Origin of the sequence: Stieleria sedimenti (genome assembly GCF_025060895.1) — a bacterium.
Lineage (GTDB): Bacteria > Planctomycetota > Planctomycetia > Pirellulales > Pirellulaceae > Stieleria > Stieleria sedimenti.
In genome coordinates this window covers 17,916-36,301 of record NZ_JANZKV010000131.1, presented here as the reverse complement: position 1 = coordinate 36,301, position 18,386 = coordinate 17,916, and the positions used below count along the sequence as shown (strand labels likewise).

Annotated in this window: 1 protein-coding gene (only partly in view); it reads right to left on the bottom strand. The window is 60.4% G+C overall.

Going from position 1 to position 18,386, the window contains the following annotated elements:
- Positions 1 to 18,386, bottom strand: partial view of a CARDB domain-containing protein gene (locus NZK35_RS16995; RefSeq protein WP_259633729.1) — the 5' portion only. It extends 18,148 nt beyond the left edge of the window; only the first 18,386 of its 36,534 coding nucleotides appear in the window; the start codon lies at positions 18,384 to 18,386; the stop codon falls past the left edge of the window.

Genomic DNA, 18,386 nt, shown 5'->3' with positions numbered 1-18,386 from the left:
AACGAGGCGACAATGGTCAGCGGTCGGACCGTGGTTGTCTCTCCATCGTCCGCCGTCAATCGCACCGTAAACGTGCCGGCTTGGAAGCTGGCCGCGGTCCAGCGGATCACGTCATCCGCGTCCAGCGTCGCACCGGCGGGTAAATCACTCGCGGTCAGTGTGATCGCGTCCCCATCGGGATCGGTCGCGCTGATCGGGACTTCCAACAAGCTGCCGATCTGCGCGTTCCGCAATTGGGGCGCGGTGATCACGGGATCACGATTCGTTCCCGACACGGTGACGGAGACATCGACGGAGTCCGTCGCGCCCGAGGGATCCGTCACGCTAAACGGGAACGTGTAGTTGCCGGCGGAATCGAAGTCGACATCCCAAATCACTGTTCGGCCGGCGGGATCGAAATTGAATCCGTTCGGTGCCACGCCGTCAAAGCTGTAGATCAGCGTCTCGCCATCGGGATCGCCCGCCGAGAGTGTGAACAGCAACTGATCGCCTTCACGGGTGAACAGTCGCGGCAAGGTGCTCAGCGTCGGTGGCTGATTGGTGTTGGTCACCGTCACCAGAACGTCTTCGCTGCGCGATCCGGCACCGTCGCTGGCGGTGATGCGAATCCGATAGGTTCCCGCCTGGGATTGATTGGGCGTCCAGCGGAATTGCCCGGTTTGGCCGTCAAACGTCGCACCGCCGGGCAACTGTCCGACGACGCCACCGACGACCAAGCCCGCCTTGAAGAACACAGGGTCATTGTCCGGATCGGTGGCTGCCGCGGTCAGCTGTAGGGTCTGGCCTTCGGCGATCGTCTGTTGTCCGATCGGGTCCAGGTTCGGACGGACGTTGTTGTCACGCACATTCAGCGTGATCGTTCGGGTGTCCGACAGCTTCAGCGCGTCATCGCCGTTACCGCTGTCGGTGACCGTAAACGAGATCGTGTGCGGTCCGCTGTCGGCGGCGGTCGGTGTCCAGCTGAATTTGTGCCGCCCGTACACACCGGTATCGATCAAGGACGCTCCCGCCGGCAAACCGGTCGCGGAAACCGTCAAAGCATCTTGATCGGCATCGCTGATCAACAAGTCAATGGTGAACGCGGTATCTACCAACGCGACCGAATCAAAGAACGGCGCGAATTTTGGTGGTTCGTTCGGGCTGGTGATTTGCAACGTGAACTCGACCGTCGATTTCAGCGGCAGCGGGCCCGTGGTCTCCGCGGCCGTCACCGCGACCAGAATGTCATCGCGATCGCCGGGCTGCGGCGCGAGCGACAGTAATCCGGTTCCGTCTCCGTTGTCGGTGAAGGTTGCAAAGTCCGGCAACTGCGTGGCACCACTGAACGTGACTCCCAATGCCAGCGGCGCGCCTTCGAAATCACTGGCGGAAATCGGAATGTCCAGCGTTTGACCAACGGCTACGGACCGCGCAGCCACTTCGACGAGTTGCGGCGGGAAGTTCGCGTCGGCAACGGTCAATGACAGCGTGACCGTATCGGTCGTCGGCACACCCGTTCCATCGCCATCGTCGCTGGCCTGGAACGTGATGTCGTATTGACCGGAATCATTAAAGCCCGGTGTCCAGGTCAATAGCTGCGTGGTGTCGTCATAGTTCGCCCCGGCGGGCAATCCCGTCACGACGTAATCGAGATCGGGGATGAAACTCTGGTAATCGACGAAGAAGTCTTGCGTATTGGCCGACGGTGTCACGGGAGCAACGGGGAATTCGGGGTCGAACGCCGCGACGCGCAACTGGAACGATTGACCTTCAAAAATTTCAAAGGGATCAATCGCCGGGAATCGAACTTGTCCATTCAGATTGTTGACCGTCAGCACCGTTTGCGTTTGGGCCAGGACGGTACCATCATCCACATACAGGTTCAGCTCATAAACGCCGTGTTGATCAAACCCCGGCGTCCATTCGAAGATCCCGGTATTGGGATCCAAGAACGCCCCGGGCGGCAAGTTGGGCGAGAGGTAGCGCAGTTCGTCCCCATCGGCATCGTCAGCGAACACGGTGAACGTGATTTCGTCGCCTTCATTGATCGTCCGCGACGCAACCGGTGCCACTGTCGGCGCGACGTTGTTGTTGGCGATCACGACTTGGAACGACACACTGGTTTCGACGAATCCGTCGCTGGTGATCAAGGTCACGTCGTCATAGACACCTGCCTGATCGCCCGCGGGCCGCCATCGCAGGGCCTGGCCGAACGGATCGAACACGGCGCCCGGCGGTAAGTTGTCGGCGAAGTAGAACAGGTCGTCGCCGTCGGGATCAAATCCACTGACGGGGACTTCGATCAAGTCGCCTTCGGTGGCAAAGACGTCTTCGATCGGTGCGATGACGGGCGGACGGTTGGCGCCCGTCACGTCCACGATCCAGGTTTGGCGTTTGTAAGCCCCCCGCGCGTCGTAGGCTCGCAATTCGAACTCGGCTTTCGGCGCTGCGTCGCGGCCCGGATTCCAATCGACAACCCCGGTGTTCGGATCAACGGTGGCACCTTTCGGTCCGCCGGCCAAGACGTAGGTGATCGTTGCACCGTCCGGGTCGTCCGCTTCGGCGGCGTATTCGTATTGCGTCTCCGCAGTCGCCGCCAAGGCGGGTACCGAAGCGAAGACGGGCAGCTGGTTCGGCGGCAACGTGGCGAGAATTCGCGGGTTGAAATTCAGATCCAACAAATTCGGGTTGGCGATCGTGACGGTGTGCCACTGGGAATTCGAATGGGCCCCGAGCACGGTTCCGTCCGCCATGACTTGATAGCCGTTGGCGCCGGCGGGTTGATTGGCATTGTCAAAGAAGACGACAGAGTTGTCGCCCAGATTGTCAAAGACCACGTTGATCGGACCGGCGATATCGAAGTCGGCCGAATTCGAAACCATCACGTCAAACAACAACGTGCCATCGGCGCGGTGGATGCGGGTGTTGGAATACGAAAGTCGGGTCGAAATCGAGACGTCTTCGAAAACGCGGAAGGTTGTTGTGAAGCCGCTGCCCCCGATCGGGATGCCCTGCTCGCTCTCCACCGTCGACGACACCGTCAGCTCATATTCAGCCGGCGCGAGTGTTTCAAACAGCAACTGTGACGACCGTGTGGCTTTGTCGTAACGGACCGCGCCGATATTGACACTCTCGCCCGTCTCTTTGTTCTTGAGCGCATAGTTGGCAGGATTGTTGCCGCCGACGGGACTGGAAACGTTGTTGGCCAGGGCGACATCAAACACCAATTCGGCGCGGTTCATGCCGTCGGCAATCCGCGTTTGGATCACGCGCGGCGCCGCGACGGTGAAAAAGACGTCGACTTGGTCGCCCCGCGTGACCAGGAACCGACCGTCGCTGATGGGTTGGATTCCTTCGACACGTCCACGGCCGCCGGTTGCGATCTTAGTTTGCCGCAGCGACAGCGGGTCGAGAACGGTGACGCTGCCTTCGGTTTCATGACCGACCAGCAGCGCACCCTCCAGGATCGATCCCTCCGGACCGAATGCGATCGACTCGGCGCGGCCGCTGACCGTGGCGATGCGTTCGGCGCGGCCGCGGAAATCAAACCGCAACACCTCGCCCCCCTCAGGCCAGGCCGTTCCATACAATGTCCCGTCGGCTGCGACCGCCAGCGAATCGACGCGGATGTCGCTGAATGGCGTCAGCTTGCGTGTCGCCGTGTCGAATCGGCTGATCCCTCCGGTCGTGGAAACATACAGGGCGGTCTGGCCTGGAATCGCGGCGATCCCCAGCGCGATGCCCGCCCCGATCTGCTCCAACACCGCGCCGGTATTGGGATCTAGTTGCAACAGCCCCTCGCCACCGGTCGACGCCCACAGTTGCCCCGACGCATCGAACGCCAATTCATAAATCGGCGTGGTCGCGGGATAGGCTTCCAGCCTGTCGAGCGCGTTGGATGACAGGCTGGAAGCCTGTCCCACTTTGTACAACTCGTTCCGGCCAACACCACCGGATAGATAAATCGACCCCTCGGGTCCGACCGCCATTGCCAACGCCCCGATCCCCGCACCGCTTTCGCCGGGAATCGTCACAAAACGTTCTGCCGCCAACGGGCGAATCACGCGAGTGAATTTGCTGGGCTGCGTGCCGCTGGTCCGTGAGGGAATTCCAAAGGCGGCTTCCGCGAACACGCGATCAGCGACGGTTTCGGGGCGGGCCTCCGCTTTGGGGATCACCACGGGCTGGATCACACTGACCGACGGGGCGCTGCCGAGGTTGATTTCCGGCACCAATCGTGGCACCCGCACGCCTTGATCGACAGATTCGACGTTGCCGGCGTTGTCGATCGCGCGGACGAGGAACAACGGTTGCTCGCCGGGTTCGGCCTGATAGAGATACGACGTCTGATCGGTCCGATACAACACGCTACGGTACCGTGTACCACCGTCTCGGGAGACCAACAACGAATACGCCGCGACGCCACTTCCGCCGGCGTCGTCGGTGGCGGTCCAAGAGACTTCGAATTGATTTCCGCCGATTGCGGCCGTCGTGACGGTACTGGTCGGCGCGAAGGCATCCAACGTTGCCAGTGAAACTCGACTGTCGACCTCCGCCCCGCCATCGATGATTGACCGAGCCGTCATTTGGATCTCGTCGCCGGTTGCCAGCGGATCGACATCGCCCGCCGCCACCACGTTATTGGCAGCCGCCCAGAAACCGACGGTGACCTGCTCACCCGGCTGCAGCAGACCGATGGCGGGATCCACCGGGGGCAATCCGTCGCGGCCGTCGATCGCCCGCAACAAGTACGAGGCGACACGGGTGTTCGCATCCACGCCGGCGGTAACTTGCAACACGTAGCCGTCGGTCTCGGTGAGATCAAATTCGCCGACGAAATTGGGGCGTGCCGCCGGAAGCGAGATCGAGCGACTCCCCAGTTGGATGTCCGCGACTTGGAAACTGCGTTCGTCGAGTGTGTCGTCGAGCGGAACCAGAATGCGGATTTCTCTCGCCGCGTCGACCGCCTCGGTGTCATAGGTCGTGCGGACGGTGTACGGCAACGGCGTCGCAACGGGCACAAAGTTCTCGTCGCCGAAGCCGGTCGGGCCGGTCAACGACGTGGAATCGCCGAGTTGATTGCCGAGATCGTCGAGGTTAAACGCGATTTCATCGGCGATCTCGCCGGCTTCAAACAACGGCGGGGGACCGGCGCGAAGTGTAAACGTGACGAAGGACGTCGGACTGGAAAGTGCCCGATCAAAATCTTCGAAATCGGCGACACTGCCACCCCCAGTCACGTCGGGCGTGTGGCCGTAGTAGCCTCGGATCAATTCGATGAAGGCAGTCAGATTGTCACTCGCCGAAGCCAGCGACACCGCGGCGTCGTCGACGATTCCCTTCCCTGTTTCTCCACCCAGCAGTCCGCCGATGACAGTGAAGAAGGAGTTGATGTTTTCGGCTTTGCCGTCCGCGATCGGCGGCGTGTCTTCCTCGCGCAGAAGTCCGGTGTCGACCAAGGCTTGCAGGTACAGGCCGGCAAACGACTCCGCATCGCGAGCGATCGCAACGAGCGCCGATTGCGCCCTGCCCAAGAATGAATCCGGATCCTCAATGTCTGCCGCCAAGATCGCATCACGCAACTTCGCGGCTTCGTTTTCTTGATAGTCCAAGTACTCGGCCGCCGTCATCGGCGTCGCCGCGGCCGCGACATAGAAGTCGAAGCCAAGATCGTCCAATTCGAACGGACTGAGTTCTTTGAGGAAATTCGGGTCGGTCTCCAAGATTTCTCGCAAGCCCGGATAGATCGTCACCGCCGAACCGACTTCGGTCACCCCTTGATTGGGCAAGTCGATCGCGACGCCCCGCGCTGTCAGCACGCCGGATAGATTCAGTTCCGGAACGACACTCGAAAAGTCGAAGGTGCTGATTGAATCAAACAGCGGTGCAACGGTCGACGCATCACCCCGCAAACCGCTCGAAAACTCGATCGCCGGCCCGGGGATCAGATCGGGGCGACGGTTGGCAGCGTTCGGGAACGCGTATTCCAGTAAGGTATAGGGCGTGTCGACGTTGGCCAGATTTTGGACGGCAAATCCATAACCGCCGGTCGCGCCGAGGTCGATCTGGCTGGGACCACCGACGCCGACGTTGACTTCCAGCGCATCAGCCGACTCAACTTGAAATCGATACGGATCGACGGCGAGTCGCCCATCGGGATGTAAGACTTGAATGTCGTACAATCCGTGCGGTGCATCGCGAAGATCAAACACGGCGACGATCTTGGTGGCGTCGATCCGCGAAACCGAGACCGGCGCGAACTCGGCCAGCGTCGGGCGGACCAATCGCACCGCCGCCTGCTCAGGAAATTCGGCTCCGCGAATCGTCATCGTCACGTAGCGATCATCCCCACCCGAATCTGGTGTTACGTCGGTGATGCCGAACGGAATCCGGGTCGCATTCATCGTGACCGGGTATTCCGATCGGGCTCGCGGGTCGTTTTCTTCGACATCGATCCGAACTCCGCCGCGGGCGAGCACGAAGTAACGCCCGCCGAGTGTTTCAGGGATGATCATCGACTGATCGGCCGACAGGTAGCCTTCGTAGGCGGCATCGAAGTCGAAGGGCGAGGGCAGCCGTTCGTGGGCGGCGTACAGCTCGTGCCGACCGATACCGTTCACGCTGTCCAAGTCGACTCGAATCGTCTGGCCGGGCGAAACGTCCAGCTGGAACAACCGACTGACACCGACCGCCAATTGGTCTTCCAGCGGAATGTCCAATCGCAACAGCGGCACGGTGATGTTGACTTCGTCGGCCGATGAGGAAGCGTTGTTGCGATTGTTTTCGCCTTCGATGACATCATCAAAAATGTCCGTGCGGACAATGACGCGATATCCATCGGGCAATACCACGGGGACTTCGAAGTCGAGCGACGCGGAATAGGAATCGCCGGGCTGTAGCGTGCGAACAGAGCTGGGTTCGACACGCCCCAGGAAGCGATCCCCGATGTCCCATTGGCTATCGGCGGACAGATAAACGGCATCCGCGATCCGAGCTTGGGCTTTCTCGTCGCCGCGATTTTCGACGGTCCACGAAACCGACAACACGTCGCCCACGCTGCCCGACGTGGGAGCCGAAATGTCGATCACCTGCAAATCCGACGGGGGCGGCTGGACGATCAAAATCGGCGTTGCCGCGACGGTGATGTTGTTGTTTTCGTTGGTTTCGATCACTTCCCCGTCGGGGCGGTACGCGTTGGGAAAGTCGGTCGCAACAATGATGAAGTAGTCGCCGGTGATCCCACGTGGCAGCCAAGCGGTTTCGGTGATCGTGCCGGTCTGCCCCGGCGCCAATGCTTCGAAACGACGAATTTGTTTGACATAGTGGTCGCTCGACACATCGAGCAGTCGGTCGCGCGATAGATAGACGCGATCGACAAAGGGGACCTGTGAATCGGGAATCACGCCCCCATCGTTGGTGTAGGTGTAGGAAAACGTGAAACCGTTTCCGACTTCGATCACGTTGGACGGCGGATTGGAGGAGCTGACAAAGTCGACCGAATCGACGACCAGATCCGGCGCCGGAACAAATTGCACGTCCAACTGCACCGTGGCTTGGTTGTCGCCTTCATCGTTGAATTCCAGAACGTTGCTGCTCACGCCACGCAACCGTGGCCAGCCTTCGGCGATCGGATACGGCAATGAATAGAGCGCGGCGCTTCGATCCGTGAACGTGGCGTCGGTTTGGGCGATCACGTGAAATTCGCCGCCGATATTGTTCGGCAGGCGAACCTGCAACGCCACTTCGTAGCTGTCGCCGATGCCGAGTACTTCGTCTCGGCGCAGGGCTCCCAGCTCGATGTCATAGGCGTCGGTCGAGGTATCGGTTGACAGGAACACACGGTCCGTCCACCGATCGACGCGAGTCGCACGCGTCCCCTCGTTGGTGACCGTGAACGAGACGTCCATCAGTGAACCGCTATTGGGGCTCGTCGGAACGGCCGACAAATTGGAGATCACCAAATTGGGCTCGGCATACTCGATCGCGATGATCTGCGATGAAGCGAAGTTGTCCGATTTGCGTCCCGCTTCCCAGGTCTTGTCGACGAAATGCCTGGGCCAATCCGGGAAGTTGCTTTTTCCGAACGCGGTCAGGACGGGCGTTCCACGGTACAGTCCAACGTTGGCAAACACGTGGGCGTACCAGTTGCCGCTGCTGCCCGGCGGCGACGACACGACCATACTGGCGTTGTACGAACCATCCACCGCGATCGGGGCATTCAGGACTTTCGTCGGTGATCCGACCAAGATCGCGCGACTTGCATCGAACACCGGGTCTTTGGACAGATACACGTATTGTTTGATCGATTGAGTGACCTCGTTGGTCGCAAAGTCGCCGGCATTGCGAACGGTCCAGGAGACGGTAATCGGTTCGCCGGACTTACTGGTCGGTGATGCGGCGACGTTCTCAACGACCAGGTCCGCGATCGCATCGACCACGGTCGCTTCGGCCGAGCCGACGTTGTTGTCGGTAAAGGGGCCTTCGTAGACTTGAACCAAGGTATTGGTCGGACCGGCAAGAATCGCCAGCAACTCGCTGCGTGAGAATTGTTTCAGATCCCCGATTTCGGTTTCCCCGATCGGCTTTCCCGTCGCCGCTTCGATTCGCTTCAGGACCGCCGCGACTTCCTCCAGAAACTTTGCTTCTTCGGTCAGCGCGATTCGTGGATCCACATTCGTCTGGACGAAAAAGTGGCTTCCCTTGGCCGACGGCGGCAGCGTGAATTCGACGTCGTGCGTGTAATCATCGCCCGGTTGCAAGCGTCCGTCATGCGGAACCGCAAACACCAGTTGATCGCCGGAATCGAAGACATCGTCTTCGGACAAATAGACGGCATCTGCCCACGACTCGCGATCGGTCGCGACCGTCCCGATATTGTCGACGATCCAATTCAGCGACACCTTTTGGCCGCCCACGATCGGCTGGCCCGTGGCGACGTTCAACTCGCGAACACGCAAGTCCGAAGGCGGCGTCAACAAAATATTGATCGGCGTGCTGGCGTAGTTGTTTCCGTCCAGATCGTTGGGCGCGTCCGGGTTGGTGTTTTCGGCGAACGACGCCTCATAGACGCTTCGGTAGCCGTCAGCGTAGACCGTCAAGAAATACTGTCCGGTCAAACCCTTGGGAATTCGCACCGTGGCCTCCGCCTCATACGACTCCCCGACCTGCAGCACACCGCCATGACGATAGGTTCCGATGAACCGGTCGCCGCGTGCCGCATTGGGTCCGTCCAGTCCCAGCGTCAGCCACAGTTGATCGGTCCAGGCCCCCGGATCGGTCACGCCCGCACCGCGATTGGTGACCTTGTAGCGCACCGTGAACGACGAATCATCGAACACATCCCCGGGACCGGCAATAAAATCGGCAACCAAATCCGGGGGCGGAACGGGATTGGCATCGATCGCAATGGCTTGCGCGTCGCGATTATTTCCGTCGTTGGGAAATTCATCGACTGCGTTCCTGGCATCGGTCTCGACCAGCACAAACCAGTTGCCCGAAAGGGCGCGGGGGATGGAGAACGTTGCCGAACTGCTGTACTCGGTCGCTTGGCCCGTTGTCGTCCCGACAAACCCGAGCGCCGAACCGTTCTGCAATTCCCCCAGCAGAATCGCCCCCGATGTGCTGCTGGAGGAAGACGACAGCCAGACGCGATCGACCCAGCGGCTGCCGGCCGATGGTGTGTCTGCGGTGCCGGCGTTGCGAACGGTGAACGCGACGTCGATGGAGGTACCGGCGGTGACGCCCGCGGGATACTCGCTGGTCACGTCGACCCGCAGATCGGGACGCGGTTGGAAGTTCAATTGAAACGGATCGGAGAACGACGTGTTGTCAAATTCGTTGGCTTCGAGCACCCTGCCCGTCACATCGGTCTGGACGAACAGTCGGAACTGCCCGGTCGCGCGGGGCAGTCGCACGAGTTCGGTTCGGGCGACGGACTTACCCGGCTCCAAGGGATCCGCGACGGAAAACCGGCCCAGTTCGAAGGTCTGTGATCCGTCGGTCGACTGCAAATAGACGCGGTCGGTCCAACCATTCTCGGTGATGCCGTTGGCGTCGACCGAATCATTCAGGACGGTCCAACCGATTTCGATCTGGGTTCCGTCTTGAAATCCCGCAGGTGAATTCGGAACGGTGATCGAGCCGTCTTGCACGACCAGATTGGCGGTCGGCGGTACGAACAGCACGTCGACCGCGTCGCTGCGCCCCTGATTGCCTCCGCTTGCATCATTGCCCGAATACAAGAATTCGTAGGGGCCGCCGGTGCGGACAAAGACGTAGTACTGTCCATCCAAATCGCGGGGCAGATCAAACGATTCGGTTCGCGTGTACGATCCATCAACCGAGAGCGCCCCGCCGTGGGTGCTGCTTCCGATCAATCGCAAGCCGCTGCCGTTTTCATTTTTGCTGACGTAGATGTAGTCGGTCCACGTGTCGCGATTGGTCGTCGCGATTCCTCGGTTGCCGACCGTCCAATTGACTTCCAGTGGTAATCCCGCGGTCGCCGATTGGCCAGCGGTCACGGACACCGATTCGACGAACAAGTCGCTGTAGGGTGCGGTGGTGACATCGACGTTGTTTGTCGGCGAACCGACGTTGCCGGCGTGGCCGTCGAGTTCGTACACGACCTCGCCGACGTCCGTTTGAACGAACACGGTGAACCGACCATTGGTCCGCGCAGCCAGGGGAATGATCTCGGTGCGCGTGTAGGACTGACCGTCCGGAACGGCGCCAAAATGCTGAAAATCGCCGAGCACAATATCATCGGCGTCACCCAAAATTCCGTCGTTGGACAAGACGACGCGATCGGTCCAACTGGATTGTCGCCCCGGTCCGGCACCGACGTTTTCGACGGTCCACGATACGGTCAAATCGACGGGGTCGCCGATCAACAACTCCGGCGCGATCACTTCGCGGACCGTCAGATCCGCGTAGGGAAAACCGCTGACGTCCAATTCCAGCGTCGCCGTCCCCGTCGCTTCTCCATCGCCCTCGTTGACCGTGTTGTCGGCATCGGGAACGACGATCAAATAGTTTGTACCAGAGACACCGTCGGGCAATCTCACCGTCAAGTTGTTTTGAATCTCGGCCCCGACGAGCAGACTGCTTGCAACCGATTTCTGGCCCAAGGCGACATCGTCGCTGGACAGCGTCGGGTCGTCCGACAGATAGAGGCGGTCGATCCACGGTGTCGCCGCCGTCGCGTCGCCATCGTTTCGCGTCGTCCAGTTCACGCTTAGATTTTCGCCGCTGGTGGGCGTGACTCCTGCGTCGATGGCCACACCGAAGGAGACGAGATCGGGAAGCGGTGTCAGTGCCACGTCGACTTGGGTATTGCTAGCCGAGATGTTGTTGCCTTCCGCCGTCGGCTCGTCGACTCGATGGGTCGCATCGGTTTCGACCAGCACGTAGTAATTGCCGATCGCGACGTGGGCGGGAATCACGGGACTGGCCGACATCGTGTAGGACGCATTCGAAGCCAGGCTTCCCGTGTGGGTGTAACTCCCCAACAGGGTGTCACTGCCGCGGACGTTGTCGCTGCTCAAATAAAGGCGATCAGTCCAGCTGTCGACCAGGGTCGTCGCCGTGCCGTCGTTGCGGACCCGCCAGGTCACGTTCAGGGTGTCACCGATGAACGCGCCGGCCGGAATTGAGATCGCATCAACGATCAGGTCCGCTGGCGGATCGGCTTCGGCGATTGTGATGGCATTCGACCGCGTGTTGTTCATCTCGTCTTCTTCGAAGACCTGATTGCTGTGGTCGGTACGAATGAAGACGTAGTAGTTTCCGGCAATGCCAAACGGAATCGATGCTTGGATGGATGCGGTGTAGTTTTCGCCCTGGGCCAAATCGACGTCCTGAGTGACGCTGCCGAGAAATCGGTCGTCGCTTCCGCCGTAAACATTGTCGGCGGACAAGACGACACGATCGGTCCATGGTTTCGCCGCAGCGGCGCCGCCGTTGTTGTCGACGGTCCACTGAATCGTCACCGTGTCGCCGTTTTGAACTTCACTCGGGATGGTCGCCGACGTGATTTCCAGATCGGGCGAGGCGAACGTGACCGTTCCGCTGAACAGGTCCTCGATCGGTTCGCCAAAATTCCCGTCACCATCCTGGTCCATCGGATTGCCGGCCAAGTCGGTGATTTGGGGACCGACCTGGAACGAATACGTGCCCTGCGCACTTTGGGTGCCGAACGAGACACGGACCTTGTTGACATCCATCGTGATCACTTGGCTGACCGGAATCGCCCCGCCGGGTCCGGAAAAATGCACGTCCTGGGGCGTGAAGCTGCCCGGTGTGATCGCTTCGTCGAAGGTGAAGTCGATGAACGCGTAGGGCTTGGTGACAAAGTCGGGCGTGTATGCGGTGATGGTCGGTCCGGCGGCGTCGATCGTGAACGATGCGTTGAACACGTCCTGAACCGCTTCGCCGGCGATGCCGTCACGGTCCTGGTCCATCGCCAAACCGCCGAAGTCGTCGATATTGGGACCGATGGCGAAGGTATAGGTTCCTCCGGCGGACTGCTGGGGAAACGCCAGCGAGTAAGAACGTGGTCCGGTCGGTTGGATGGACGTGATCGGGATCAATCCGCCGGGACCGCCGAAGACGACGTCGGCGGTCGTAAAACTGTTTAGCCGAACGGGTTCACTGAACGTGATCTCGGCGGTGTCACTGCCCGGTCCGAGCGTGCCGGTCGGTGAAAAACTGGTGACATAGGGTCCGCCGCCGGCAACCTGCAAGGCACCCACGTAACGGTCTTCCAGTTCACCCGGAACCGCGTCGCCGTCGCCGTCCATCCGATTTCCGGCCGGATCGGTGATATCGGGTCCGATGAAGAGTTGGTAATCACCGTCTTCGGTGGTTCGCTGGACGTTCACCCGATAAGTCGTCGCATCGACTTGGTCGATCGACGTGACGGTGACTTCGCCGCCGGGTCCGATCACGCGGGCATCGGTCGTGGCGAAGCTGTTGGGATCGATCGGGATGTTGAATGTGACCGTGAACGATTCAAACGCGCCATTGATCGTGGTGGAGGGCGATTGGCTAACGACACGCAGCGGATCACGCGCGACGGTGATCCGGCTGACGTATCGATCCTGGACCGACTCGCCCCCGATGCCGTCGTTGTCTTGATCCTGTCGATTGCCTTGAAGATCGGTCGCATTTGGATCGACCACCAACTGGTATTCACCGTCGGAGGGCTGCGGGGGAAAGCTGATTCGGAACGTCGTGTTGGATGCGTCGATCGGCTGGACGGACAGAATCTGAATGTCACTGAGAGGCTGAACCGGATTGGTTCTGACGGCCAGTCCGCCACTCGATCCGACGAGCGCAAACGTGGCGGCATCAAAAGTTGCAACTTCACCCTCGGCCGCGGACAGTTCGAAGCCCAGCCCCCCGCCCTGGTTGTACATGACCATGCGCAGCGGGTAGTCGCCGGCAGTGGGGAAATCGAAGACGTGCAAGTCCGTCGCGATCACTCTCGCACTCGCAAACTCGCCGATCCGGCCATCGATATCCAGACGGTATCCGTCGTCACTGGCGACCGCAAACGTCCATTTCCCGGCGGTCGGGATGGTGATGGTCGCGCCGGCATCTAACACGATATAGTCGGTGTCGGATCCCGAAAGCGGCAGCGTTTGATCGGCACCATAGCTGCCGCCGTAGTTGCCATAATTGACCACAGGATCGTTGACGAACCGCTTGGCCAAATGACGAGACGGGTCGTTGACCACCGCCAATGCTCCGCTCAAACCACTGAACGCGTTGGTGGATTCGATCACCGACACGCTAAACCCATCGATGATCGCGTCGGGATCATAGGCGTCCAACGCAGCTGTTGTTGCTGGATCAAACAACTGCACGTCGTCGACCGAAAGCGAATCCGGATCGACCGGCTCGTTGAAGGTGATGTCGATCGAAGAGAGCACCGTGCCGGTCGATCCCGAGGGAGACTGCCCCACGATCCGCGGGCCGAACGTGTCGATTAAGATCGACGTCTGGAAGACATCGTCATTCGGTTCGCCCGGCACGCCATCGGCGTCCTGGTCCATCAGCGTGCCGGCGGATCCCGCCACATCCGGCCCAACAGAAACGACGTAAGTTCCTGCGTTACTGAGGCGGCCCGAAAGCGTGACGACCGCCGAATACCGAGTCACACTTTCGACCCGGACGGCGGAGACCGTCGACGGTCCCGAGATGCCGATGTCATCCGGTCCAAAGCTGGCCATGTCGATCGGCCGATCGAACGTCACCAGGAATCGGTCTTGGGGGTTGAACGGATCGAGTGTTCCCGAGTCGCGCAAGGAAACAATCTCGTCATCGCTGACACTTCGCTCGACAATCGAGACCTCGTCGATCCGTCCATCGAAGAAGCCGGCGTTATCAAACGTTGTGCTTCCAAGACGTGCACCGGAGGTCGATGGCACATAGTCTGGGGCCGCGACGCTATTTCGTAAGACGCCGTCGATGTAAACGTGCACGATTCCATCCCGAAGCGTTGCGGCAACGTGCGTCCACACACCAATCGATGCCGCGATGCCGCTGTCGACCCGTTGACCGAATTCGAACACCGCTACGTAATTGCCGTCATAAATCGAAATCGACCAGTCGCGGCGGGACGACTGGCTGCCAGCCAGTCCCACCCACCCGGTCGCGGGAACGGAGTTCGGATTGACCCAGGCAGCGATCGTCCAATCGCCCGCCGGAGCCCAGGCGCCGAGATTGAAATAGTCGCCGGCGCCGTCGAGCAAGAAAGAGGAACCACCCGTCCGCCCCGGGCCGTAGGTTGCGTCACCCACGGGGGTTCCGTTGCGCGTGCCGCTCGCGTCGAGCGCGTTGTCGGTGGCTTCGTAGCGATGATGGATCGCTTCGGTCGTCGGCGCCAGTTTCTTCAGCGCAACTCCCCGTGGTCCGATGGCTCGATTGGTCGGCGAAGTCAGGAAATTGCTGTAGTCAATGTAGTCCGTCACCGGCTGACCGGCCGGGTGATCGTTGACCATCCCGTCAAGCGCCGATGGGTCATGCGGTCCACCTGAACTGGCCCACCAGTTGTTTTGAAAATTGGCTTTGCCGGGATCGGTCCCGTCATGCCATACGGCGATCGTGTTGCCGATGAAATTGCTGCCCGAAACGCTGGCGGATTGGCCGTTGAGGACATAGACACCAATATCGCCCGGGCCATCGTTTGCAATCAGATCCAAGTCGGTGGCGGTGAGCGTGCCGTTGACCACGGCGATCGCCGAACGGGCGGCATTGGTCGATTCGGTCGTCGAATCCAATCGTCCCCCGGTGTACGTCACGGTCGCTCCGCCCTCGATTCGCAATCCACCGCCGTAAGACGATTCGACGTCCACGTTCGTCAGCGTCATGTCGGTGCTAAGCTCGATCGCTTGTCTATCGCCGGTGAACGCGCCATTGCCGTCGGTGTCACCGGCATAGCGCACGACCACATTAGAAAGGACACTTCCCGCAGCGCCGATGTAGATCGATTCCCAGAAACCCGGGTAGGGACTGCTGGCATCTCCGTCGCCGGTCACGTCGCCGCCGACGGTGTCGTCGCTGGCTGCGGTGAAGTAAATCGGTTCGGTCGGCGTACCCGAGGCGCGCAATGCTCCGTCGCGGGCCCAGACGTAGTTTGCCTGATCGATCTTGATGACCGTACCCGCCGCGATATCAAGGTTTGCCGGATTGGAGTCGGCGTCGGCCCCCAAAACCAGATTGCCACTGATCAGGTGAATGGGCAGGTCGCCATAATCCCAAACCCGACTCTCGTTCAGCGTTCCCGCCTGAATCGCGATCCGATCGCCGCCGAGATTGTCCCGGCCGGTCAGATTGGTGACCTGGGGAGCGGCGTCGAGTTCGAAGTAATAGGCAGCACCGACGTTGTTGAACACATGGACGTTCTCCAGCGTCGGCGTCGCCGCGCGAACGTTGATGCCGTTGGAGTAACCGTGGGAAACCTTGACGTTTGACAGACGGTTCTGGGTCTCCGGTTCACTGCCGCTGTGATACAGTTCGATCGAACCGACCTGTCCGGTAAAGGCTCCATTGCCATCGGTGTCGCCGGCGTAACGAACCTGGACCTGTTCCAAGACGTTGGACGGTCCGTACAGGTAAAGCGACTCCCAATACCCGGGGAACGGAGTGCTTGCGGTTCGATCGCCGTTGGAGTCTCCGCCGACGGTATCATCGGTGGACGCGGTAAAGACGATCGGATCCTCAGCGGTTCCGACCGCGTTGATCGTGCCCTGACGCGATTCGAAATAGGCCGCATTCGGCATCTTGATCACCGTTCCCGCGGCGATCGTCAACGTGACGGGCTTGCTCTCGCTGTCTGCGCCGACAATGAAACTCCCCGCGGTCAAGTGGATCGGCAGGTCGCCATAGTCCCAGGTTCGATCCTCCGTCAACGTTCCGCCCTGGATCACAATCCGGTCGCCGCCCAGATTACCGCGACCGCTCAATCCTGTCGTTTCCGGATCCGTATCGAGTTCAAAGTAAAACGGAACACCCAAGTTGTCTTCGGTGTGAATGTTCTGAAGGATCGGATCGCCGGCACTGACATTGATTCCGTTGGAATAACCGTCGGAGATGCGAACATTCGTGAGACGTGTTTGCTCCGTCGGTTCGTCACCGGAATAGCGCAATTCAAAACCCGCAACTTGGCCGGTGAACAGTCCATTTCCATCGGTGTCGCCGGCGTAGCGGACTTCGACATTTTCAAAGACGTTCTTCGGGCCGTCCAAATAAACCGATTCCCAGAAACCGGGGTAGGGGGCCGTCGCGTCACCGTCACCTTCTGAGTCGCCTCCGATCGAGTCGTCCGAGATGGCCGTGATGACGATCGGATCCGAGGGGGTCCCGTTGGCGACAATCGTGCCTTGCCGAGACTGCAGGTATCGTGCGTTGGACATTTTGATCACCGTGCCGGCGGCAATCGTCAACGTGACCGGATTGTTGGAGGCATCTTGTCCGACCACGAAATCGCTGGACGCAATGTGCAGCGGCAGGTCACCGTAGTCCCAGATGCGATCTTCGGTCAGCGTTCCACCTTGCAGCACGATCCGGTCGCCGGCCGCGTTGTCCCGACCGGTCAACTGGTGGGTCGATGGATTGGAATCGAGATCAAAGTAGAACGGATAACCGAGCGAATCTTCGACGTGCACGGTGTCCAAGTCCGGGGCACCGGCGCGGACGTTCACGCCGTTGGAATAACCGCGCGAGATGCGGACATTGGTGAGCCGGTTCTGCAGATTCGGATCATGGCTGTCGTAACGGAGTTCGAACGAACCCGTCTGTCCGGTAAACGCGCCGTTGCCATCGGTGTCACCCGCGTAGCGGACTTCGACGTTTTCAAAGACACTGCCGGGACTATCCAGATAGATCGCTTCCCAATAGCCGGGAAAAGCCGTGGTTGCATCGTCGTCACCGTTGGAATCTCCCGCGATCGAGTCATCCGTTGCGGCGGTAAAGACGATCGGCTCGGCCGGCGTTCCGACGGCGTGGATCTTCCCCTGAGACGCGTGAAGGTACCGAGCCTGCGGCACCTTGACAACGGTCCCGGGCGCTACCGAGAGTGTGACGGGCTGACTGTCACCGTCTTGCCCGACAATATAATCTCCACCAATGATCGCGACGGGTAGCTCACCATAATCCCATGAACGGTTCTCGGTCAATGTTCCGGCTTGAACCGCGATGCGATCTCCGCCCGCGTTGCCGGTTCCGCCGATTGCCGCAACATCAGGATCGGCGTCGATGTCGAAGTAGAACGGCACGCCGAGCGAATCGTTGACAGTCACGTTGCTCAAACTCGGGCTGCCGGCGTACACGTTGACGCCGTTGGAGTAGCCGTGGCTGATCACGACGTTGGAGAGCTGCGTTTGCTCGGACGGCTCCGCGGAGTCAAAGGACGTCTCGATCGAACCGGTTTGACCACCGAACGCCCCATCGCCGTTCACGTCGCCGGCGTAACGGACATCGACGTGATTGAACTGCGTGTTCGGACCACTCAGGTAAAGCGATTCCCAGTGACCGGGAAAGGGCACACCTTCGACCCCCGGTGTCAGGTCTTCGCCGACGGTGTCGTCCAGGGCACTGGTGAAGACGATCGGTTGTCCCGGCATTCCGACGGCTTCAATCGCCCCGTTTCCGGTCAGCCATCGTCCCGTTTCAAACTTGACGACCGTGTCGGGCTGGATCGTCAGTTTGGATCCGGTCGGGACCGTGACATCACCGGTGACGTGGATCGTCCCCGACCAGGTGTCGTCTCCGGCCAGCGTGCCCGAGACTTCGCGGGCGAGAAGCCGTCTCGCTTCGAGCGTTTCGAGGTGGCTTCGGCGAGGTTGCTGCTTCTTTTTCCGGCTTTTCTGGGACCGAACGCCTGCGGTCTTGCGCCACTGGAACAT